The following is a 24,260-nucleotide window of genomic DNA, read 5'->3' on the forward strand; positions in this document are numbered from 1 at the left end:
AAATGATCTCTGTTGACGAAGCAAAAGCGCTTGTTTTAAATAATGTTAGTCGTTTAAGTCCTTTAAAAATGAAACTTTCTGAGGCAGGGGGACATGTAATGGCTAGCGATGTGATAGGTGAGTTCGATATCCCTGCTTTCCGACAATCGTCAATGGATGGTTATGCTTTTAATTTTAACGAAGTTGCAGAAACATTGCTCGTTTGCGGAGAGATGGCTGCAGGAACACCTGCTCCTTTTACAATAGCCAGGAAAACTGCAAGCAGGATATTTACCGGAGGCCCTTTACCGGATGGTGCAGATACGGTGGTGATGCAGGAAAAAGTGGAGCTTGCAGCAGGCTTCATCAGCATATTGGACAACAATTTAATAGCTGGTGGAAATGTTAGAGGTATAGGTACTGAGCTGAAAAAAGGTGATCTAGCAATGCCGAAAGGTAGTTATTTGAGCCCTGCGGCTATAGGTTTTCTGGCCGGTATAGGAATATCTGAAGTGATGGTATACCCGAAACCACGTGTGGCTATTATTACCACAGGAAAAGAATTGCAGCAGCCCGGTAAGGATCTGGCTTTCGGGCAGGTGTACGAATCTAATTCTTATTCGTTACGTGCAGCTTTGCAGTGTGAAGGGATAACTAACATCACCTTATTTAATGCGGACGATGATCTTGATGTTGTCAAAAAAGTCATCAGCAGCGCGCTGGAAAACAATGATGTAATTTTGCTGACCGGTGGAGTAAGTGTTGGAGACTATGATTTTGTAGTGGAAGCTTCCAAATTATGTGGTATATCGCAATACTTTCATAATGTGAAACAAAAACCCGGAAAGCCACTCTATTTTGGAAAAAAAGGAAACCAGCTGGTCTACGGCTTACCTGGAAATCCATCTTCAGTATTGAGTTGCTATTATAATTACGTGCTTCCTGCATTGAAAATTCTGGCAAACAAAGAAAATGATGATGTAGAAATAACCGCGGTGCTGACACATGCTTATAATAAACCTGTTGGATTAACTCATTTCTTGAAAGGAACGTATAAGGATGGCATGGCAACTCCATTAAATGCTCAAGAATCTTTTCGTTTGAGTTCATTTGCAAAGGCCAATTGTTTAATACGTCTTGAAGAAGATCAGGATTGCTTTCAAGCTGGCGATCAGGTTTATATTCTGTTAATGCCAAAATAAATATGGAAACAAGTTATCTCTTATTTTATTGTTTGCTGTTTATCATCGCATTTTTATATGCTTCTGTCGGGCATGGTGGTGCGAGCGGTTATCTTGCACTGATGGCATTGTTTGCGGTAGCTCCTGCAGTGATGAAACCAACTGCGTTGCTATTGAATCTTTTTGTTTCTTCTACTTCTTTTATACAATTTTACAGAGGGGGGCATTTTAAATGGAAGCTTTTCTGGCCTTTTGCCTTAGCCTCCATCCCACTGTCTTTTGTGGGTGGAATGATGGTGATTGAAAACAATATTTATAAAAAAATACTAGGTGTACTTTTACTGATCCCAGTGGTACGTTTCTTGTTTTTTAAGAATACAGACCCGAAGGACTTTAGGTCGGTCAATATTCCACTATCGTTGTTTATTGGTGGCATAATAGGATTACTGTCTGGCATGATCGGTATTGGTGGAGGGATTATTTTATCACCGGTAATATTAATGTTAAAGTGGGCCGACCAGAAACAGACTGCTGCCATTAGTGCCGCCTTTATTTTTGTCAATTCAGTGGCTGGCTTAGGTGGTCAGCTGATTAAAGGCTTTGACTTTAACATTCACATGCTGGGGTATGTTGGTGTTGCATTTGCAGGCGGAATCCTTGGCGCTTACTTTGGCGCACTCAAATTTCCTCAAAATATATTAAAAAATGTACTGGCCTGTGTACTCGCACTTGCCGCTTATAAACTGCTATTTACACATGCATAAAATGAAATATCTATTTATTGTGCTGTTTTCAGCAATGATTTTCACAATTCAGGCACAAGAGAGCAAACAGTTTGTTATCGATGGTAAAGTAAAAAAACCACTTACCATAAACTTGGCATCTTTAAACAATTACAAAAGTATAAGCATTGACAGTATGACTGTTTATAACCATTTAATGCAACGTAAAGGCAGCATTAAAAAGGTAAAGGGTATACTGCTTAAAGATATATTAAATGGTGTAGAGATCATTTCAGAATCACCAAAAAAATTAAATGAATATTATATCGTTTGTAAAGCCAATGACGATTACAAGGTAGTGTATTCCTGGAATGAGATTTTTAACACCCCAATGGGTGATCTGGTTATGATATTGACCAGCTATGAAACTGATCCTGAAAAAACACAAGGTGGAAACATTGCAATGATATCTCCCACAGATCGGGCAACAGGCAGAAGATTTATGAAAGGATTGAGCAGCATTACTATTTTTCAGGTAAATTAGGCCGATGGAAATTGAAATTATCAGTTTTGGAAGTATATCGGAATTTATAGATAGTCAGAGGATGATGTTAGAAGGTATTTCAGATACTGATGGGCTCAATTCCTTTTTACAGGAAAGATTTCCTGAATTGCAGCATATTAAATACAAATTGGCACTGAACAAAGAACTGGTTCAGCAGAATAAAAAAATTAGCGATCAAGCCACAATAGCAATTATGCCACCTTTCTCTGGAGGCTAAATAATGAATAGCGAGCGATACAATAGACAATTAATCCTAAAGGGGTTTGGAGAGGAGGCACAAGAAAGGCTAAGCAACGCCAGTGTGTTAGTTATCGGCGCTGGCGGATTAGGTTGTCCGGCGCTGCAATATCTTGCTGGTGCCGGAATTGGACATATTGGTATTGTAGACAATGATGTAGTATCATTAAGTAACCTGCACAGGCAGATCCTTTTTACAACTGATGATATTGGAAAGCTAAAAGCTACTACAGCTGTAGAAAGAATTAGTGCTTTAAACCCGGAGATAAAAGTTACCGCATACCCTCTACGTTTAGAACGTAAGAATATTTTAGAATTGATAAGTGGCTTCGATTATGTGCTGGATGGAACTGATAATTTTGAGTCGCGATATCTGATCAATGATGCTTGCTTTTTATTAAAAAAACCTGTGGTGTTTGCGGCCGTATCAGGGTACGAAGGTCAGATAGCTGTCTTTCATGTCGCCGATGGCAATAATGCCCCGACTAACTACCGAGATATTTTTCCGGTAATGCCTTTAGCTGGCGAACTTCCCAATTGCGAAGAGAATGGTGTACTTGGCGTTTTACCAGGAATTATTGGTACCATGCAGGCTGCTGAAACAATTAAATTGATTGCAAAAATAGGGAACCCACTTATAAATAGGTTACTCAACTATAATCTATTAACTCAGGTATTTTATGAAATTAAATTAAATCCAGCCCATGATACGTATGCAATGCCTGACAATGAGTCTGAATTTATGGAAGATAAACAGGGTGTTGTTGAAGGAAATAGGATTCAACATTTTATTGATATTGATGGAGACCAATTATTAGATTTTTTAAAAATGGAATCTACATTAGTTATTGATGTTAGAGAGCCGCATGAATACCCAAAACTAAACGAGTCACTTTTCCGTCAGGTCCCTATAGCTTTATTACCTGAACTTTTAAATGAGGATTTACAACAACAAAACATTGTTTTTATTTGCCAACATGGCATTAGAAGCGAGGCTGCCGCTGAAGCAATGAAGGAAAAGTATGGGTTTCATAAAAACATTTTCAACTTGAAAGGTGGCATATCAAGATGGATGCAGCATTTTATAGCATTGACATGAGCGAAAAAAAAATCAGGAATATTTTTATGAAAGGTGCTATTGCACCCATTTTTATAGCAGATAGTATTTCTAAACATAGTTTAAAAACAGATATAGGTGGTCATGGTATTTTTATGGGACAGGTACGCAGAGATCAGATAGGAAACAAATTTGTTTCTGCCATAGAATTTACTGCGTTTGAAACCCTTGCCCTGGAAAAAATGCAGTTAATAAGAGAAAGTATATTCCAAAAATATCCATTAAAATGTATGCATATTTATCATAGTCTTGGCAGAATTAAGGTTGGTGAGATTTGCTTTTTTGTATTTACATCTGCTGCACATAGGAAGCCTGCCATTGATGCTTGTGCCGAGGTTGTAGAAAGAATAAAAACAGAATTACCTATTTGGGGTAAGGAAATTTTTGAAGACGAGACACACCAGTGGAAAGAAAACAATTAATATGGTAAACATCACAACAAAATCAAATACCCTAAGAGTTGCCATTGCTACAGCAACCGTAAACGTATCTAAACAAGAAACAATAAGCGCAATAGAAAAGCGCGAAGTACCTAAAGGTGATGTTTTCGAATTCGCCAGAGCTGCTGGTTTACTGGGTGTAAAGAAAACCAGTGATGTGATACCAGACTGCCACCCCTTGCCTATTGAATATACTGCTATAACTTATCAGATAGTGGGCTTAAGTATTATCATCAGTGTGGAAGTGCATACTATCTATAAGACCGGTGTTGAAGTTGAGGCCATGCACGGTGCATCAATAACTGCATTAACGATGTATGATATGCTAAAACCGATAGACAAAGGAGTTGAGATAACAAGCATCAAGTTATTAAAGAAATCTGGAGGAAAGACCGACTTTAACAAAGAAGAATTTTTTGAGCTTAAGGCAGCTGTAGTAGTATGCTCTGATACGATATTTGAAGGAAAAGGTCAGGACAGTTCTGGCAAAGTAATCATAGCAAGACTGGAACAATATGGAATCAATACATCCAGGTATGAAGTGTTGCCCGACGAAATAGAATTGATTAGAAATAGCGCAAAACAATTATCTGCCGATAATTATCAACTTTTAATCTACACAGGTGGTACAGGATTGTCTCCAAGAGATGTAACCCCTGATGCTTTGGAGCCATTGATGGACAGACCAATACCAGGTATTATGGAGAATGCTAGGCGATATGGGCAGGATAGAATGCCATACGCTATGCTTTCCAGAGGAATAGCTGGATTTATAGGAAATACACTAACCATAAGCCTCCCTGGATCCAAAAAAGGAGTTGAAGAAAGTATGGATGCGCTTTTCCCACATATTTTGCATGTGTTAAAAATGATAAAAGGTGGAAAACATTAGTGTGTAATAGTATATCGTACTCTATAGCGGAATAATTATAATAACGGGCTTAACATTTGTGTAACATTGGACATATCTAATTCATACAATGGTTGCTACATCAAATTATCCTATTCCTCAACAAAATTTGGTACTACATTTAAACAATGCAGAACAAAACTTAGTCAACGGAATAAAGTCTGGAGATCAAAAGGTGATTTCAATGCTGTACAACATGTACGCTCCGGCTTTGTATGGGATTATTTCCAGAATAATAAAATTTGATGAAATAGCAGAAGATGTTTTGCAGGAAACTTTTGTGAAGATCTGGAAATCAATTGATCAATATCAGGAATCACGTGGACGTTTGTTTACCTGGATGGCTAGATTAGCAAAAAATACTGCTATTGATCATTTGAGAGGACGTGGTTATATCAATACCAGTAAAAATGATGATATTGAGGATGCTTCTGCTCAGATAGATTTAAAAAATCAATTGTTATTTAATCCTGAAACGATAGGAATACGAAAGCTAACTACTACGCTTCCTTTATCTCAACGCGCAATATTAGACTTGGTATACTTTCAAGGCTATTCTCAATCAGAAGCAGCTGAAGAATTAAATATACCTCTAGGAACTGTTAAGACCAGACTTCGGATGGCAATAACAGTGTTAAGAACATACTTTAAATAAATTTTTCGATTAAAGTTCATCCTGTCTTTCATAGCGTTCCTCACCTGTGAAAATGATTTTATTGGTATCATAGTCAATCTTAAAATCAATTTTCATAGTATATTCGGTTGTATAATCTATGGCCGCACACATAGAAAATTCGTTAATATCATAACCCAGGTAAAGAAAACCTGCTGTCGAACTTGTGAATTCAATACTGTTGCTTTTAGCACTAATATTTTGAAGATTTCCTTTACCATACTCGTAATCCAATAAGAGTGTGTAAAAAACTCCGGACACAAAAATTTCTTTCAAAAAGTCTTGTTTAACAAGATTATCTGCACCTTTTAGCGCATGACTCAGCTCTTTAGTCAGAATAATTTCTCTTGAAAGTCTATACATGCTTTATTGGCGTTTGAAGTATTGGCCAAAGATATTCTAATCGATTGATAAATAACCAGTATTTTTGACCCAATGGGATACTTTGAAAGCCTGCTCGAATTACTTAAGATTGAAAAAGAGGAAGACCTTAGGTCTTATCAACTGCTCACCTCAGCTTCATCAGCTGCCGACAGGCGTCAGAATGGTTTATCATGGTATCCAATAGCCATTAGAAATAATGAATTAGGTCGCGGTGATTACTTAAGCCTAGAATTAGAACGCACTACTCACCAAGATTTACAGCACCAATTCCGTTTCGGCTCATCCGTTTCATTTTTCTCAAATCATGATCCAAATAATGATCGTTTAGAAGGGGTTATTGTATTTATTGCTGGAAATACCATGAAAATTACCTTAAAAACTGAAGAATTGCCCGATTGGGCAAAGCAAGGTAAATTGGGTATTGATCTGCTTTTCGATAACTATACTTACAAAGAAATGCAGGGCGCCTTAAATCAAGCAGTTGAAGTTTTAAAAGAATCTTCCATAAGTCCCAGATCAAAATTGGCACTTGTTTTAACTGGTGCTGCCCCGGCGACTTTCAAACCAACCGATTTTAATTACTCTATTCCAAGCCTTAATCAAAAACAGCAAATAGCAGTTGATCAAATAGTATCTGCAAATGAGCTTGCTATTGTTCATGGCCCGCCTGGAACAGGAAAAACTACTACACTGGTGCAAGCCATTAAAGCAATGAATAAGTTAGATGGCAAGCAAATACTTGTTGTAGCACCCAGCAATACCGCAGTAGACCTTTTGAGTATGAAGCTTGCTGAAGCCGGCTTAGAGGTACTTAGGATTGGTAACTCAGCGCGAGTATCGGAAGAAATGCTTTCTCTGACACTCGACAGGAAGTTATCTGAACATGATGGCAATAAAATCATCAGAAAATTAAAGAAGCAGGCAGCCGAATACAAAAAAATGGCACATAAATACAAACGTAATTTTGGTAGAGCTGAGCAGGAGCAGCGTAAAGCACTATTTAATGAGGCCCACAAAATTGGAAAAGAAGTTGATGATATGGAACAGCATATAACTGATCAATTGATTTCAAAGGCTCAGGTAATTACAGCCACGCTGGTAGGGGCAAACCATTACACCATAAAAAAACTACTTTTTGATACTATTGTAATTGATGAAGCTGGACAAGCATTAGAACCAGCCTGTTGGATACCTGCTTTGAAAGGCCAGAAATTAATATTGGCTGGTGATCATTTGCAGCTTAGTCCGACTATTAAATCAGGTGAGGCTGCAAAAAAAGGCTTAAATAAAACCTTATTAGAGAAATGCGTAGAACGACATCCTAACGCGGTAATATTATTGGAGGAACAGTATCGAATGAACAAGCAAATTATGGCTTACTCCTCTCAAATTTTTTATAAGGATAGCTTAAAGGCGCATCAATCGGTAGCTTTGCAAACCCTATTTCCTGAAGATGCTCCACTCCTATTCATAGACACAGCAGGCTGTGGATTTGACGAAAAGAGTGAGGGTACCAATACTCAAAACCCAGAAGAGGCAGCGTTTTTAATAAAACATTTAGGGAATTATATGGAGAAACTCAGTCTTCATTACTCCTCGAAAGATTTTCCTAAAGTTGGAATTATAGCGCCATATCAGGAACAAGTAAAGTTGCTTAGAAACCTTTTGAAAGAGAGCTCAATAACTGAAGAATATTTTAGCAATATTTCTATTAATTCGGTTGATGGTTTTCAGGGACAGGAACGGGATGTAATTTATTTGAGCTTAACCAGAAGCAACAATGAACAAAATATAGGTTTTCTAGCCGACATCCGAAGAATGAATGTGGCCATGACAAGAGCCAAGATGAAGTTAGTGGTGATCGGAGACAGTGCTACATTATCCAAGCTACCATTTTACTCGGGCTTTGTTAATTATGCGGATAAAATCTCAGCTTATCACAGCGCTTGGGAGTTTGCAGATTAGTACACTACATTTGCCTGGGATCAATGAGCTGTGGAAACCAAGACCTGAAAAACGTTGCGTTCTCTCCATTTCCTGCAGATGCGTAATCACATAGATCAACGCTTACTAGGGCTGCCTCTGATTCTTTGTAAGACTCAGGACTAGACTTCATTTTAAAATGCATCCAGGAATCAGTTGCAGGAACCCGCTCCAAGGCCACATAACTATTTTCAACTGCCGGGTTGATCATTGCACCGATGTTTATTCCTTTAAAACGTTCATCTCTTGCTAGTAAAATCGGTCCTCGTAGAATGGCAAAATATGCTGGTTTATCACCTATGTAAGCTACCCTTCCCCTCATGTCAAGCTCGATATCGATCACATCCCCGTCTTTCCAGGATCTGTTTATTTGGTTATAACCGGTTGTTATGTTGCCTGCAGACTGACCATTTATTTTAATAGAATTTGCTTTGCTCCAGGCAGGTATCCGTACAGAGATTTCAAACGTTTCAGATTTAGCAGGGCTTATCATAATACTGATATATCCAGATTCAGGATAGGTTGTTTGTTGTTTTATCACAACTAAATTGCCCTTAGGAGATGAGGTATGAAATATACCTCCAGCATAATAGTTAACATATATCCCATCTTTTGATTTCATCACCATGTGTTCAGGGAAATTAAACAGCCCCCTCGGTCCACTAGCTATACAACAGTTCAAGTCCATTCCACACTGACCATCACCGGGCAAGCGTAGTCCTGATAGTGGTGTATATTTAGCCCAAGTCATACCGTTTACACTCATAGAACCCAATAATGCATTATAGAAAGTTTGTTCCACTGCATCTGCATACTTTGCTTCGCCTGTTAGCCTAAACAGCTGGTGACTTAGTTTTATCCAGGTTACAGTTACGCAGGTTTCCATGTAATGGTGTATAGGATTTGCTTGCAACTGCTTACCTCCAAACCACATTTCGGATGAAGCACCAGACCCAGCTAAATTGATTTCTGTATCATAGATATTTTGCCAGGTATCTTCAACAGCTGTTTTATATTCTGGTTTTCCTGTAATGCGGAAAAGTTCCAGCAGCCCCTCATAACAAGACATCATTTCATATGCTTTTTGTCCCTGCTCGAAAGAATACCAGTTAATCGGCTTGGGAAATCGCTTAGCAACATCGGTTTTTGACTCACTAATCAATTGAGGCCCAAATGGAGTTTCCCATTGACGTACGATTTCTTGTGCAAAATCCAGGTACTTTTTATTTTTTGTGAGGTTATAAAGTATGCAGATCGGCTCTAGGATAGATGATGCTGCCATCCCCCTGTAGTTGCCCTTAGTAACAAGAATCCCATCTGTTTTTTTTAGATCATCAATCAGGTTATCTGCAATTCCTTTTGCCGCGTGTAAGATCTTTAAATCTTTGGAAATCTGATAATAGTCCAATAGTCCAAGCATACAATACTTTCGCCCCCATATGTCCCATTGTTGCAGCCTGGCCTTTTCTGCATAATTACCAATGTAACCATCAGGCGTTTGGGTTGCAATTAGCCCATATACTGCTTCTTTAAGTTTTGTTTTAAGCGCAGAAGTTGGATGGTATTTATAAGCCAAAACAGCGGAGGTACACCACTTCCCCCAAAACTCACTTTGCCAGAGGCTGGTTTCATTTCGGTGTTTAAAGGGTTCTATCAACAAATCTGCATCTTGTGAAAGGATTCTGTTATCATAAGAATGTATCAAACGATCTCCCAAAAAACCGGTGATAGTTTCACTAGCTGCAAAACTCAATTTATCCTGCGTAAAGCCAACTCGTGAAAAGCAGATTAGTAGATTAAGGATTAGTAGTTTTCGCATTAGAGCACTTTTTCAAAAAACGCTATTGTTCTCTGCCAAGCTAACCTAGCCGCTACCTCATTGTATCTTGTTGGTGAAGTATTATTATTAAAAGCATGGTTTGCACCTTCATAAATAAAGATCTTATAATCAGTTTTGCTTTCTTTGAGGGCTTGCTCATAAGCAGGGATACCAGCATTGATTCGCTCGTCCAGTCCGCCGTAATGCATCATCATACTCGCTTTTATTTTTGATACTTCTTCAGATTTAGGTTGTGTCCCGTAATACGCAACTGCAGCTTGAAGTTTAGGATCACTAACAGCCAACTTATTGGCCATTGCACCACCCCAGCAAAAACCCATACATCCAACTTTTCCGTTTCCAGATTTATGGGATCGAAGAAACTGCAAACCTTTCAAATAATTTTCTAAATTCTTTTCCGGATCAAGTTTACCTATTAATTCCCGGCCTTTGTCTTCGTCTGCCGGAGTTCCGCCGAAGGGAGATAATGCATCAACACCAAGTGCTAAAAAGCCCGCTGCGGCAACTCTCTTAGTTACATCAATAATATGAGAATTCAAACCCCTGTTTTCATGTATAACCAGTATTGCTCCTAATTTCCCCTGACCTTTTGGCTTCGCTAGTACAGCCTTCATATCACCTTCAACACCGGCATAAGTTATTTCTTCTGAAGTGATTGAATCATCATTTAACTGTGCTCCTATAGCATGATTATTTTCTAGAAGAGGTAAAACTGTTAATGCCAAAGCAGTGCTACCTGTAAGCACGGCTAACCTCTTCATAAATTCCTTCCTTTTTAGATTACTATGGGTATAGTCATCATAAAGGTTTATAATTTCCTGATTCATATTGTAGCCCAATTGATTAAACAAGATAGGAAAAACTTACAAAGAACAATTAAAACACTTTAGCTAATAATTTTATCATTGTCAATATACTGTCTGTTTTAAATTTTTTAAAACATTTGTAATAGGATTGCGTTATAGTTCTAGTTTGTTTGGTTTGGGTTAGTCTGTGGTGGACTAACCATCTATTATAACAGGGATACTTCGGATAGAATATCCCTGTTTCCTTTTCCAAACTTTTCTTATCCTTTTAAAACCATATCATTGGTTACTTCGTTTATATAATTGAGAGCGTTAATTTAGCGGGGGTAGGTCGGAAGATCTACCTCCGTTTTCTTTTTAATTCTTGCTTTTGGCAAAACTTGCATTATAAAACATCAATTTATTAACACCTGCTATAAGTATTAACAAATTATAAGTAAATTGTAATTTTTAACTCAAAAAGTAATATATTCAGGTCTTGTCAAATTTATGTTTTGTTTTATCTGTTTATGGTCTTAGATTTGGGAAGTTTATTTATTGGCATAAATGTTGATTTTTAACTAAATGTAAAAAAGGTGTTATTAAACAGAGCAAATGATCCCTTATCATAAAATAAACATCAAAACAATCTGCTCTGTAATCTAAATATAGTACTAGCATGCATAAAAAATTACAAGATAGGATAGCCGCTTTTAAAGACGCTAATGCAATCAAGGAAAAAGGTCTTTATCCTTATTTCCGAGCGATAGAATCTGGACAAGATACGGAAGTGATTATAGACGGGAAGAAGGTACTAATGTTCGGTTCTAACTCCTATCTGGGATTAACCAATCACCCCAAAATAAAAGAAGCTGCAAAAAAAGCAATTGATAAATACGGGACTGGATGTGCTGGATCAAGATTTTTGAATGGTACTTTAGACATACACATTGAACTGGAACGAAGATTAGCCAATTTTGTTGGTAAGGAGGCTGCTGTACTTTTTAGCACAGGATTTCAGGTGAACTTAGGAGTGATTTCTTGTCTTTTAGACCGAAATGATTACTTAATTCTAGATGAATATGATCATGCTTCGATTATTGATGGCAGCAGGCTTTCGTTTTCCCGATCTATTAAGTATGCGCATAATGACATGGATGATTTGCGTAAAAAACTAAGCAGACTACCAGAAGATGCTGCAAAACTAATTGTTGCTGATGGCATTTTCAGTATGGAGGGTGACTTAGTAAATCTGCCTGAAATCGTAAAAATTGCTGATGAATTTGGTGCTAATATCATGATGGATGATGCACATAGTTTAGGTGTAATAGGGTTTAACGGTTCAGGTACAGCTTCTCATTTTGGACTTACAGATAAGGTTGACCTGATCATGGGTACTTTTAGTAAGTCATTGGCTTCTTTAGGTGGGTTTATAGCTGGAACTGAGGAAACCATAGAATTTATAAAACATAGAGCAAGATCTTTAATGTTTAGCGCTAGTATGCCACCATCTGCTGTTGCTAGCGTAATAGCTGCATTGGACATTATTGAATCAGAACCTCAACGTATAGACCAGCTTTGGGCAAATACAAATTATGCAAAGAAGCTACTTCTTGATGCTGGCTTTGATATTGGCCATACAGACAGCCCGATTATTCCGGTTTATATTAGGGATAATGATAAAACATTCTTAATTACAAACATTCTGAGCAATAATGGAATATTTGTTAATCCGGTTGTTTCTCCTGCTGTTCCATCAGATTCTTCTCTAATTAGGTTCTCCCTAATGGCAACTCACACCTTTGGACAAATTGAGGAAGCGGTAGATAAACTATCAGCTGCGGCAAAAGAGGTTCATGTTCACACTACATCTCAAGTTAGCATTTAATGAAAAAAATAGTTGCAGTAAGCACTAAAAAAGAACTAGCCACTTTTATTGATTTCCCGCATGACCTGTATGATGGCGATCCAAATTACGTACCGGAACTCTTTATAGCACAAAGAGATTTACTAACTACTCATCCTTTTCATAAACACTCATCTTTGCAGTGTTTTCTACTTTTTGATGGGGGAAAAATAATTGGTCGTGTTGCTGCAATTTTAAATAATAGTCACAATAAGTTGAATAATACCAGCGACGGTTTTTTTGGGTTCTTTGATTGTATTAATGATCAGGAAGCAGCAAACCTACTGATGCATACTGCTGTGAAATGGCTTAAAGAAAAGGGAGTTAAAAATAAAATTATTGGACCAGTTAATTTCTCAACAAATGAGAGTTGTGGCCTATTGATAGAAGGATTTGATTCGCCACCTGTTGTAATGATGCCATATAATGCAGAATATTATATTGCTTTATTAGAAGGCGCAGGATTAGTAAAACAGGTAGACCTTATTGCGTGGAAATTTACAGGGGATGCTTACGATGATCGCTCTGTAAAGTTATTAGATAGACTTGAGGAACGCCTGAAGCGCGCAGACATCACCATACGAAAAATCAATCTTAAAAAATTTAAGGAAGAGGCAGCCAGTCTGCGTGAAGTATACAACAAAGCTTGGGACAAAAACACAGGATTTGTTCCTTTGAACGATGAAGAATTTGATTACCAGGCTAAAGATTTAAAACTTGTACTTGATCAGGATTTTTGCCTCGTTGCAGAGCAACACGGAAAATTGGTAGGTTTTGGAGCAGCTATACCTGACATGAATCAGATCCAGATCAAAATTAAAAAGGGCCGCCTATTACCTACCGGTATATTTAAGCTCTTGTTTGGAAAAAAGAAGGTCACAGGTATTAGAATTCTCTTATTAGGAGTGATTGATGGATATCGTAAAATGGGTATCGAAGCATGTATATATGCAAGAATTATTAAGGCCTATCGGGATAAAGGCTTGAAGTATGCTGAGGCAGGTTGGACACTCGAACACAACGATATGGTAAATAATGCCATTAAAGCAATTAAGGGGGATCCTTATAAGAAATATAGGATATTCGAAAAGAAAATATGAGTAAAAAGGTACTGATAACCGGTGCCACAGGCTTTCTAGGATTTCATTTGATTGAGCAATGTCTAAAGGCTGATTACATAGTCTATGCTGCAATACGTGCTAATAGTGATACTTCTCATCTTCGAGCCTATGATATTAGTTATATAGAACTTGATTACTCCGATATAGAAATGCTTATCGCTTTATTGAAAGTTGAAAGATTTGACTATATCATCCATGCTGCTGGGAGCACTAAAGCCAAAACTGAGGCAGATTACAATCTAGTTAATGCGGAATATACCCGTAACTTAGCTTTAGCAGTTCACGGTTTAAAGTACCCAGTAAAAAAATTCTTATTCGTTAGCAGTTTGGCCGCAATAGGACCTTTGAAAGTAATAAACGAGAAGATTTTACCCACCTCTCTACCTCAACCGGTTACTTATTACGGAAGAAGTAAATTATTAGCAGAAAGGTATTTATCTGAAATAGCAGGTTTGCCGTTGATAGTCATCCGCCCTACAGCAGTTTACGGGCCAAGAGAGAAGGATCTATTTATCTTATTTAAGAGCATAAATAATGGTCTTGAGCCTTATATTGGTAAGTTTAAACAGCAATTAAGTTTCATCTATGTAAAAGACCTTGTTAAGATTATAATCTTGGCTCTTGAAAGCGAAATTGTATCCGGAAAGGCGTACAATATTTCAGATGGTAAAATTTATGATAGGTACGCATTAGCTATTTTCATCAAGAAAGCACTGGGTAAAAAAACCTTGTTGTTTCATCTACCTATAATATTAGTTTCAACATTTGCTTTCATAATGGATATTATATACTCAAGTAGTAAAAAGACTCCAACCCTGAATAAAGAGAAAATGGCTGAACTCACTGCCATAAACTGGGTTTGCAGTATAAATGAGGCAAAAAACGATCTAAACTTCGACCCGCAGTACGATCTGGAAAAGGGAATTGCTGAAACGGCACACTGGTACAAGCAAAATAACTGGCTATAACTGCCCGACTCGTCAACATTAAATATATTTGTTAACAGCAATTTAGTTCATAGTTATTAAATCGGTGATCAACAGTAAAATCGAAATCGCTCCAATTATAACAGGTCTTATTGAACACAATCGGTAGATTCTTGCGCAATCGTTTTCGTAAATTTTCAATTGCAAATGGCATTTATTGAGCCAATTATAGGATGAGAAAGCTATATTTAACTATACTTTCGGCCGGCAACTGAAATTGCTACAACCAAATATTATGAAGAATTTTTTCCTATTCAGCTGTTGCTGTGTAAGCCTCAATCTCATTGCTCAAACCAAAAAAGTTGATGTTGTTAAAAGCAACTTAGGGCATAAGGTAGATGTCAATATAGATGGCAAACTATTTACCAGTCTAATTTATCCGGATAACATGGAAAAGCCAGTTCTATATCCAATTAATGCAGCAAATGGTGTAATCGTTACCCGTGGATTTCCTTTAAAAAGCAGAGATGGGGAAAGAACTGACCACCCGCATCATGTTGGCTATTGGCTTAATTACGAGAGTGTAAATGGTTTAGATTTTTGGAATAATTCTTATGCCATCCCGGCTGAAAGAAAATCTAAATTTGGCTGGATAAGAAATGTTGAAGTAACCAACACAAAAAGTGGTAAAAAAGAAGGGAAAATAAGCTATACCGCCAATTGGGAAAATCAGTCAAAAAACATCTTGTTGAAGGAGAGCACTACATTTATTTTTAGCGGAACATCTGATACAAGGAATATTGACAGGATTACTACCCTAACCGCACAAAAAGACACAGTACTATTTAAGGATATTAAAGATGGAATGCTTGGCCTTCGCGTAACCAAGGAACTAGAGTTTGCATCTGACAAGGTTGAAGAATTTACCGATAGCCATGGTAATGTGACCAAGGTACCGGCATCCGGCAATGGAGCAAGTGGAAACTACTTAACGAGCGAAGGGAAAACCGGGACAGGCGTCTGGGCAACACGTGGAACTTGGTGCCTACTTACTGGAACTAAGGAGGGAAAACCGCTGTCGGTAGCAATTATTGATCATCCTAAAAACCCAGGTTATCCTACCTATTGGCATGCCCGTGAATATGGATTATTTGCTGCTAATCCGCTTGGTCAGGAGATTTTTAGTAATGGAAAGGAGAAATTGAATTTAAGACTAAATCCCGGGCAGTCGGTTACATTTAGGTACCGTATGATTGTTACTTCCAATGAAGAAGTTAGACCAGAAACACTCAATAAACAAGCCGCTGAGTTTGGTAAATAAAAAGAATACATTAAATATAATAGCATAGAAATGAAAACAAAAAGATTATTGATTTTTGCCGCTTTAGCATTTGTATCCTGCCCTACAGTATTATTGGCACAAACTGGAAAATGGCAAAGTCTTTTTAACGGAAAAGACCTTAGTGGATGGCATCATCTCAACGGCAAAGCAAAATACACAGTCGAAAATGGAGAGATTATTGGTTCTACTGTCCTGAATGAGCCCAATTCTTTTTTGGCAACAGATAAAAACTATGGAGATTTTATCCTAGAACTAGAACTATTGGTCGATAATTCAATGAATTCTGGTATTCAGATCCGGAGCGAAAGTAATTCAAATTATCAAAATGGCCGGGTTCATGGTTATCAGGTAGAGGTCGATCCTTCAGATAGAAAGTGGAGCGGTGGAATTTATGATGAGGCAAGGAGAGGCTGGTTGTATCCCCTTGGCATTAATCCCACTGGTCAGGCCGCCTTTAAAAAAGAAGCATGGAATAAATACCGTATAGAATGTATAGGTAAATCTATAAGGACCTGGATAAATGGTATTCCAACTGCAAACCTAATTGATGAGGCAACGCCAAACGGCTTTATTGCACTCCAAGTACATGCAATAGGTAAAAATGATAATCCTGGCAAGCAAATACGCTGGCGCAACATTCGTATAAAAACAGCCGACTTAAAACCAAGCAAGGCCAACAATATATTTGTTGTAAATATGATTCCTAATGATTTGTCTCCACAAGAAAAGAAAGAAGGATTTTCTTTATTATGGGATGGTAAAACCACCAATGGCTGGGTTGGCGCTTATAAAGATAAGTTTCCAGAAAAAGGCTGGAACATACAAAATGGCGAGCTAAGTGTGGACAAAGCTACCGGTGCAGAATCAACAAATGGAGGAGACATCGTTACCGTAAAGGAATATGGGGCGTTTGAATTGAAATTCGATTTTAAATTAACAGAAGGTGCAAACAGTGGTGTAAAATATTTTGTAACCCTTACTGAAGGCAATAAGGGGTCAGCAATTGGAATGGAATATCAGATTTTAGACGATCTGCGTCATCCTGATGCCAAGCTTGGTAAGAACGGAAACAGAACTTTAGGTTCGCTTTATGATTTAATTGCAAGCAAGAAAAATGTAGGCGCAGATCGCCCTATAGGCGAATGGAACCGGGGATATATACGTATTTACAAAGACAACCGCATAGAATATTGGTTAAACGGTATAAAGATAACTGAGTTTACAAGGGGTACACCAGAGTTTTATGAACTTGTTGCGGCAAGCAAGTATAAGGACTGGAAAGGTTTTGGTATGGCACCAAAAGGTCACATTTTGTTACAAGACCACGGGGATAGGGTTTCCTTTAGAGTATAAAAATAAAAGAACTATAAAATTATGGAAGATTCCAGAAGAAAATTTATAAAGCAGTCCGCAATAGCTACTGCGGGTACTTATTTGGGTGCTATGGGTTGGAGTGCAAAAAGCTACAGCAACATCATAGGGGCAAATGATAGGGTGAGGGTTGGTATAGTCGGGTTTTCCGATCGATTTAAAGATGCCCTGCTACCCAGCTTCCTTAATCATAACAAGGAGTTGAATTTTGATATTGTGGCAGTTTCTGACCTATGGAACTACAGAAGAGGGTTGGGTATGGATCATTTAAAATCTAAGATGGGTCATGACATCAAAGGTTGCAGAAATAATGATGAATTATATGGCACCAAAGATATTGACGCGGTAATTATCAGCTCTCCTGATTTTGCACATGCTTCGCATGCAGCGGAAGCGGTGAATAACAAATGTGATGTCTATTGTGAGAAACCATTTGCAGAAACTATGGAAGATGCCCGTGCGACTTTAAAAGCCGTTCGTTCAGGTAAGCAGATTCTCCAGATAGGATCACAGCGAAGAAGTGGAGATAATTACAAGGCCGCTTCGAAATTTATAAAAGATGGCAAATTTGGAGATATTACCATGGTTGAGTTAAGCTGGAATGTAAACCAGCCGGGTAGATGGCGCAGGCCGGACCTTGTTGCCAAACTAAAGCAAGAAGATACCGATTGGAAACGCTTTTTATTGAATCGGCCATTTGAAGAATGGGATCCGCGCAAATACCTTGAATTCCGTTTATTCTGGCCCTTTTCCTCAGGTATGCCCGGACAATGGATGTCACACCAAATTGATACTGTACATTGGTTTACCGGCCTTAAACACCCCCGCAGTGTAGTGGCTAATGGAGGTATTTATCAGTGGAAAGATGGTCGCCGTAATTGGGATACCACAACTGCTGTGTTTGATTATGGTAAAGAGAATGATCCCAATAATGGCTTTCAGGTTGTATTTACTTCAAGAATGCACAATGGTGATGAAAACCCTGCAGAGATCTATTATGCCAATGGTGGCGAGCTGAACCTTAACACAAACACGGTATCACCTAGAGGTGGTCTAACAGCAGGTGCAGCAAAAGCAATGAATATGCAACCTAACTTATTGCCAGAACTTAAACTTACAGATATGGTTGAAAAGGTTGTTGCATCTGCCAATACTGGTGGTGATAAATTGACCTCAGCACATATGAGAAATTGGATGGAATGTGTAAGAAGTCGCGAGCAGCCAAATGCTCCGGTTGAAGCTGGTTATTCCCATTCCATTGCCAACATCATGACCAACGCCGCAATTCGAACAGGGCAGAAAGCTACATTCGATGAATCGAGACAAGAAGTGATGGTAGGCGGTAAAATATTTAAATTTTAGAAATACCGAAATCTCAATAAAAATAGTATAAAAAAGGCCGGATAATTTAAATCATCCGGCCTTTCTATAAAAAATATTGTCTGTTACCAGAATGCAGAATAAAGTGCAACGATCATCGCTATTATAATTAAAGATCCAACTAAAAAAGAAGTTGAAACCTTAAACATACTTGAATCAACTTCCAATCCATTGGTTTTAACACCTTTCTTGTTTTCATAGATACTGATGAAGTACATTCCGATGATACACACAGCAAATACAATCACCATTCTATCCATAAAAGGAATCTCAAAGACACCGGTAGCATTGGCAGCAGCCCATCCAAATTCATGTAATGGAGAAAGATCTATCCATCCTGGTAAAAACTTAAGCACTACAGAAACTAAGAAACCTCCGATAGTAGCGAAAAGTGCTGCATTCGATGTGGTCTTTTTCCAGAAGAAACCGAGGATGAACATTGCAAATATACCAGGGGACACAAATCCTGTATATTCCTGGATGTATTGAAAACCTTGCTTTCCTTCTCCCATAAGTGCATCACCCACAATAAGTGAAAGTACAACTGCCAATAGCATGGCCACAACAACTGTTACCTTACCAACATTTACAAGATTCTTTTCACTTGCCGCAGGATTAAAAGCTTTTTTGTAAATATCTAATGTGAAAATGGTGGCAATACTATTTGCTTTTCCTGCTAGAGATGCTACAATTGCAGCAGTAAGTGCCGCAAATGATAGTCCTTTTAAGCCCATCGGCAGTAAACCCAATAACGCCGGATAAGCTTTATTTGGATCCTGAACACCAGATGATGTCAACAAGTCTGCACCAATTATTCCTGGTATCTTTTCTTTGATAATATAATAAACTGCAATACCAGGAATCACGACAATTACAGGCATCAGCATCTTTAAAAAAGCAGCGAATAATAAACCGGCACGTGCGGTGGGTAAAGAAGCACCAAGAGCTCTTTGTGTAATGTATTGATTACATCCCCAATAACTCAAGTTAGCAATCCACATACCTCCTATTAATACGCTCAAACCAGGTAAATCCATATAGTTCGGATTATCCTTTTTGAAAATTAGGTGAAAATGTTCAGATGCACCATTTGTTAAAATAGAAAAACCTTTAACTATACCTCCATTATTGGATATTAGATTTAATGCAATGTAAGTAGCTACAAGGCCCCCCAGCACCAAAAAGAACACTTGGATAACATCTGTGTAACCGATAACCTTCATGCCTCCTAATGTGATTAATATAGCAAAGACCGCTAAACCTAATATACACATCGTTATCGGAAGATCAGAAATCCCGCTTATTGCAAGTGCACCAAGATATAAGATAGACATGAGGTTTACAACAATGTATAACATCAGCCAGAACACCGCCATAATCATTGCCACCTTTTCATTGTAGCGTTGACTAAGAAACTGCGGCATAGTAAAAATCTTGTTCTTGAGATATACCGGCATAAAAAATACTGCAACAATAATCAGAGTTCCTGCAGCCATCCATTCATATGCAGAAATTGCTAGTCCGAGTTTAAAACCAGATCCGCTCATCCCAATCATTTGCTCTGCTGAAATATTAGATGCGATCAGTGAGGCACCGATTGCCCACCATGTCAATGAGCCTTCTGCAAGAAAGTAATCTTTAGAATCGCTTACCGCAGATTTTTTTTTGTAATAGATCCAAAATCCATAAGATGAAACGATTATAAAGTATATGAAAAATACAATGTAATCGTAGGTTTGAAGTTTATTCATTGGTTATATTGGTTGTTTGATAATATGATGGGTTAAAATAAAATATTTATTTGGTATAACCATCAATTGTTAATGATTATACCAAATAAATATCCGTTTAAACTAAACCAGAGCAGTTTACTTGTTTAATGAATTAATCCAGGTAGCAATTTTTAGACCATCAGCTTTAGTAACTTGAGGCATTGGAGGCATTTCAGTAGAATAGCCAGGCCAGTTTTGAGGCTGCGGATTGTGAATCAAAGAAAGGATCTTTTCAGTTGTGTATTTGCGTTTAGCAACATCAGCGAAAGCCGGACCAATTTGTCTCTTTGATGGGTTATGACAAGCAACACAAGTGTAACTAGTCAAAAGGCCCTTTACTTGAGCGTAAGTTGGTGCAGCAGTTGTTGCCGTCTCTGGGCTTTTAAGTTCCGGAGCATTTTTTGAAGGTGAAAGCACTTTACCTTTTAAAGTTGTACCAGCGGGTGAGCTTGGTAAAGCAGAAGCCATTTTATCGCCTCCAGAGTTCTTAGTACTCAGCTCACTCATTGAAAGTTTATCCCCGTTAGGGATACTGTTCAAAGTGTAATAAGCAATAGGATGAAGTGGTAATACACCACTACTCTTCTCTTTTACACCATTAATAGTAATGGTATGAATGTAGTACTGACGTAAGTTATCAACAACTAACCTTGCTCTTAAGCCATCAGAAGAAACTTTAACTCCTTTAATTTTTAATTTTTCAATATTAATCGGAGGAGATCCATAAACTGGTTGGTATTTGTATAAATAACTCTCTACGCTATAAGAAGCGATATCATTTGCCGTTTTTGAATCAACTGGACTTGTAAATTCAATATCGAATCCATCAGGCATTGCCCTAACTGCTTTCATTTCGAAAGGAGTTTTACTTGGATTGTAAACTAAACGCTCTAAGCCTTCATTAGCATCACCTGCAGAGCCCCAGCCACGGTTAGTTTCTCCTACAAATAATGAATTATCTGTACCAAAGGCCAATCTCAATACGCCAGAACGGAAACCGCTTCTAAACATAAATGAAGCACCTTGTTCAACACCATTAACGGTTTCAAAAAAGATACGTGCAATAATACTCATACCCTGATCACCTACTAAAATCTGACCCTCGAAAGGACCAAAAGCACCAGCAGGAATTTTAACAGGCTCTGAAGTAGAAATACCCAAGATACCATAAGGAAGCCATACGGAAGGCAATCTCAATTCTGGAAAATCTTTTTTCATCTCCCAAAGCATTTTGAATTTCTCATCTACCCTGTTTTCAGGCTTAATAGCTCTTCCTTCTGCAGTAACATCTCTTCTTTCGCTAATTTTAGAACGGAAATATTCCTCAGTCAATTTAACTGGCGAATCTGATCTGCCCGTCCATCTTAAACCAGCAGGGTGACCAATGAAATCTCCTTTATTCACTTTCCAGATCGCACCAGAACCTACCCAATCTCCTTGGTTATCAGTATAATAAAACTGTCCGTCTATCACGGCTGGACCAGCTGGAGAACGCATCCCAGTAGCCCATGGCTGCATTTTACCGTCTTCAGTAATATTCATTGCCCATCCACGCATTGGTACACGGCTTTCTCCACGATACCACATCTCATCACCAAAAGCAACGTTACCTGTTACAAAGAAAGATCCATCAGGAGCAATCTTAGGACCGAAACTATATTCATGATAATGTCCGCTTAACGGCCATGCATAAACTGTTTCATAAACGTCAGCTTTACCATCCATATTGGTATCAACCAATTTAGTTAGTTCACCTCTTTGCGCACAATATAACGCGCCATCTTTATAGGCTAGTCCTAATATTTCATGTAAACCACTTGCAAATTTGTGAAAATAAGGTCTTGAACTAGTTGGATTCTGTACAATATACACATCCCCTCTCCTGGTTGATATTCCCAGGTCTCCGTTTGGTAAAGTAACCAAACCACCAACTTCAAGGATCACTCCTTCTGGTGTCCTTACCTTATTTATTTTGAAGAAATCTTCTTCCTTTGGCGTCTCTTGCGCAAAACCCGTCGTAAAACTAAAGCTTAAAGCCAGCATTGCCAGCATTTTAAAAGTATATTTCATTATCTAACCTTCTTAAAATAAAATAGAATAATTTAACTTACCACGAACAAGAACAACTAAGTCCTTCTTGCCATCTACATCTCTGATTACAGGTTTGTCTTTGATGTCGTCAAATTTTATATAAAAGGACTGCCCGTTTATCAGGTACATTCCTTTAGAAAGATCCTGAATGTCCGATGCACCGCTCACAACCAGAGCATAAACATTATCAACAGGATTATTCAAAGTAATTTCTCTGTTTAAACCTTGTCCACCGTCTAAAACTTTAATTGCATCAGTCACTTTAGCTCCATACATATTATAGGTAAAAGTAGGGCGATCATCTGCGTCTACCTTATAACCTTTTGTTTTAAATCCTGTACCCGTGGTATCAGTAAGCCATGCACCCTTAGGATCAGCTAATTTTGACAATGCCGGAACTGGCTTTTTAGTAAAGGTAGTTACACTTCCGCGAGGCCTTGAAGTACCGTTACCTCTGCCATCCCACATTGGTGTAGCATCAATAAAATCACCATGCCAAGCCTGGAAAAGATAACCGTTATCTAAATCGTAGCTATAATTAACCTGAGTTGGGCTACTTACAGATATTGCATGAACTACTTTAGAACCACCAGGAATATCAACAAAACTGCGAATATTTGGTGTGGTAGTACGATCTATATAAATAGGATCTGTATTGTTCTCTCTTTGTCTTGTGGCTGCATCAGCTGGAAGTTTAGAGAATTTAATGTCTTTAAAAGCTACAGCTCCATGATCGCCTTGAAGACGCAACGGACCTAATGGTTTTTCAAAACCGGCTGATCCTCTTGTAGAACCAAATAACTCAATATTATCCTGTATAACGACACCATTTAATTCAATTGAAATGATTCTTGCGTTAGCAGTCTTTTTCATTGAGCCATCAAATTTAGCCGCCTGAAAAGCAATTCTGATGTGTTGCCACAAACCGGGTGCTTTACTTGCATTTTGACGTGGCGCATGTCCTTCATAACCTTGTTTGCCTTCACCTCTCGCATCATCCCATCTTGCATAAATTGCACCATTATTAGCGGCTGTTGGATTCAACATCCCCCATGAGTCTTCCAATTGAATCTCATAGTTTCCTTGTAAATAAATACCAGAGTTTGAACCTTTGGCCATCAGGTAGTCGAGTTCCAAAACGATATCTCCATGCTCACCTAAAGTGAATATGTCTGATCCTCCAACTTTTTTAGTAGGCTGGTTAACCAATACCCCTGTTCCTTTGGTAGCATTTAAAACATTTACCTCATTCAAGTTTGCGGTAACACCTCCAGCTACAGACCAAGTCTGCCCAGGCTTTTTAAATGCAGATAGATCTTTAAGATCGATACCCGACTGGTCGGCTAATTGCTGACCAGATACAAGTGCAGTTCCTAACAACCAGACAAAAGCTGTTGTTCCGAACTTTAAGTAATTAAGTTTCATACTGTGTTTTATAGTTTAAAAGTTTAAAAGTAAGAATTTCATGTAGTATTGAAAGCATTACTAAATAATGATTTTGTTACAATTACTAATATAGATGAAAATTTTGAAGA

21 protein-coding genes are annotated in these 24,260 nt (G+C 38.1%); 15 read left to right on the forward strand and 6 right to left on the reverse strand.

What is annotated here, in order from left to right:
- The first annotated feature begins 2 nt into the window (after positions 1–2).
- From ACVWYN_RS09970 to ACVWYN_RS10005, 8 genes are all read left to right on the forward strand, one after another.
- Positions 3–1,181, forward strand: a complete 1,179-nt coding sequence (locus ACVWYN_RS09970) for a molybdopterin molybdotransferase MoeA (RefSeq protein ID WP_457288707.1) — start codon at positions 3–5, stop codon at positions 1,179–1,181.
- Positions 1,182–1,183: 2 nt separating this feature from the next.
- Positions 1,184–1,924 (forward strand): sulfite exporter TauE/SafE family protein, encoded by a 741-nt coding sequence (locus ACVWYN_RS09975; RefSeq protein WP_457288708.1) that lies wholly within the window; start codon positions 1,184–1,186, stop codon positions 1,922–1,924.
- Between the two features lies 1 nt (position 1,925).
- On the forward strand, positions 1,926–2,426 hold the full coding sequence (locus ACVWYN_RS09980) for a molybdopterin-binding protein (RefSeq protein ID WP_457288709.1): 501 nt from the start codon (positions 1,926–1,928) through the stop codon (positions 2,424–2,426).
- A gap of 4 nt (positions 2,427–2,430) precedes the next feature.
- Positions 2,431–2,664 (forward strand): MoaD/ThiS family protein, encoded by a 234-nt coding sequence (locus ACVWYN_RS09985; RefSeq protein ID WP_457288710.1) that lies wholly within the window; start codon positions 2,431–2,433, stop codon positions 2,662–2,664.
- Between the two features lie 3 nt (positions 2,665–2,667).
- Positions 2,668–3,783, forward strand: coding sequence for a ThiF family adenylyltransferase (locus tag ACVWYN_RS09990; RefSeq protein WP_457288711.1), 1,116 nt, complete (start codon positions 2,668–2,670; stop codon positions 3,781–3,783).
- Positions 3,780–4,223 (forward strand): molybdenum cofactor biosynthesis protein MoaE, encoded by a 444-nt coding sequence (locus ACVWYN_RS09995; protein WP_457288712.1) that lies wholly within the window; start codon positions 3,780–3,782, stop codon positions 4,221–4,223. The genes ACVWYN_RS09990 and ACVWYN_RS09995 overlap by 4 nt, the downstream gene beginning before the upstream one ends.
- 1 nt (position 4,224) lies before the next feature.
- The gene (gene moaCB / locus ACVWYN_RS10000; protein WP_457288713.1) at positions 4,225–5,133 is read left to right on the forward strand and encodes a bifunctional molybdenum cofactor biosynthesis protein MoaC/MoaB; all 909 of its coding nucleotides are present in this window, start codon (positions 4,225–4,227) and stop codon (positions 5,131–5,133) included.
- An 88-nt stretch (positions 5,134–5,221) separates the two neighbouring features.
- Entirely contained in the window at positions 5,222–5,806 is a 585-nt protein-coding gene (locus ACVWYN_RS10005; protein ID WP_457288714.1) for an RNA polymerase sigma factor, read from the forward strand.
- Positions 5,807–5,815: 9 nt separating this feature from the next.
- On the opposite strand, the gene ACVWYN_RS10010 is transcribed toward ACVWYN_RS10005, so the two are convergent.
- The gene (locus tag ACVWYN_RS10010; RefSeq protein WP_457288715.1) at positions 5,816–6,187 is read right to left on the reverse strand and encodes a hypothetical protein; all 372 of its coding nucleotides are present in this window, start codon (positions 6,185–6,187) and stop codon (positions 5,816–5,818) included.
- A gap of 72 nt (positions 6,188–6,259) precedes the next feature.
- Here ACVWYN_RS10010 and ACVWYN_RS10015 point away from each other — a divergent pair, with 72 nt between their 5' ends.
- Positions 6,260–8,173, forward strand: a complete 1,914-nt coding sequence (locus ACVWYN_RS10015) for an AAA domain-containing protein (protein WP_457288716.1) — start codon at positions 6,260–6,262, stop codon at positions 8,171–8,173.
- Between the two features lie 4 nt (positions 8,174–8,177).
- Here ACVWYN_RS10015 and ACVWYN_RS10020 read toward each other — a convergent pair whose 3' ends face one another.
- Together ACVWYN_RS10020 and ACVWYN_RS10025 are read right to left on the reverse strand one after the other, a co-directional pair.
- Positions 8,178–10,010, reverse strand: coding sequence for a glycoside hydrolase family 127 protein (locus ACVWYN_RS10020; RefSeq protein WP_457288717.1), 1,833 nt, complete (start codon positions 10,008–10,010; stop codon positions 8,178–8,180).
- Positions 10,010–10,858 carry a dienelactone hydrolase family protein gene (locus tag ACVWYN_RS10025; protein ID WP_457288718.1) on the reverse strand — a complete coding sequence of 283 codons (849 nt, stop codon included), beginning with the start codon at positions 10,856–10,858 and terminating at the stop codon, positions 10,010–10,012. Before ACVWYN_RS10025 ends, ACVWYN_RS10020 begins: the two co-directional genes overlap by 1 nt.
- 637 nt (positions 10,859–11,495) lie before the next feature.
- On the opposite strand from ACVWYN_RS10025, the gene spt reads away from it, so the two are divergent.
- From spt to ACVWYN_RS10055, 6 genes are all read left to right on the forward strand, one after another.
- Positions 11,496–12,704, forward strand: a complete 1,209-nt coding sequence (gene spt, locus ACVWYN_RS10030; protein ID WP_457288719.1) for a serine palmitoyltransferase — start codon at positions 11,496–11,498, stop codon at positions 12,702–12,704.
- The gene (locus tag ACVWYN_RS10035; protein ID WP_457288720.1) at positions 12,704–13,822 is read left to right on the forward strand and encodes a hypothetical protein; all 1,119 of its coding nucleotides are present in this window, start codon (positions 12,704–12,706) and stop codon (positions 13,820–13,822) included. The genes spt and ACVWYN_RS10035 overlap by 1 nt, the downstream gene beginning before the upstream one ends.
- Positions 13,819–14,811, forward strand: coding sequence for an NAD-dependent epimerase/dehydratase family protein (locus ACVWYN_RS10040; protein WP_457288721.1), 993 nt, complete (start codon positions 13,819–13,821; stop codon positions 14,809–14,811). Before ACVWYN_RS10035 ends, ACVWYN_RS10040 begins: the two co-directional genes overlap by 4 nt.
- Positions 14,812–15,064: 253 nt before the next feature.
- Positions 15,065–16,090 carry a DUF6807 domain-containing protein gene (locus tag ACVWYN_RS10045; protein ID WP_457288722.1) on the forward strand — a complete coding sequence of 342 codons (1,026 nt, stop codon included), beginning with the start codon at positions 15,065–15,067 and terminating at the stop codon, positions 16,088–16,090.
- A gap of 30 nt (positions 16,091–16,120) precedes the next feature.
- Positions 16,121–17,464 carry a 3-keto-disaccharide hydrolase gene (locus ACVWYN_RS10050; RefSeq protein WP_457288723.1) on the forward strand — a complete coding sequence of 448 codons (1,344 nt, stop codon included), beginning with the start codon at positions 16,121–16,123 and terminating at the stop codon, positions 17,462–17,464.
- A gap of 21 nt (positions 17,465–17,485) precedes the next feature.
- Entirely contained in the window at positions 17,486–18,844 is a 1,359-nt protein-coding gene (locus ACVWYN_RS10055; RefSeq protein WP_457288724.1) for a Gfo/Idh/MocA family protein, read from the forward strand.
- 83 nt (positions 18,845–18,927) lie between these two features.
- Here the strand turns inward: ACVWYN_RS10055 and ACVWYN_RS10060 are convergent, their stop codons facing one another.
- The 3 genes from ACVWYN_RS10060 to ACVWYN_RS10070 form a co-directional block, all read right to left on the reverse strand.
- Entirely contained in the window at positions 18,928–20,613 is a 1,686-nt protein-coding gene (locus tag ACVWYN_RS10060; RefSeq protein ID WP_457288725.1) for a sodium:solute symporter family transporter, read from the reverse strand.
- Positions 20,614–20,730: 117 nt separating this feature from the next.
- Positions 20,731–22,704 (reverse strand): hypothetical protein, encoded by a 1,974-nt coding sequence (locus ACVWYN_RS10065; RefSeq protein WP_457288726.1) that lies wholly within the window; start codon positions 22,702–22,704, stop codon positions 20,731–20,733.
- A 12-nt stretch (positions 22,705–22,716) separates the two neighbouring features.
- On the reverse strand, positions 22,717–24,150 hold the full coding sequence (locus tag ACVWYN_RS10070) for a 3-keto-disaccharide hydrolase (RefSeq protein ID WP_457288727.1): 1,434 nt from the start codon (positions 24,148–24,150) through the stop codon (positions 22,717–22,719).
- Positions 24,151–24,260 lie beyond the last annotated feature (110 nt).

Source organism: Pedobacter sp. UYP24 (assembly GCF_054057295.1).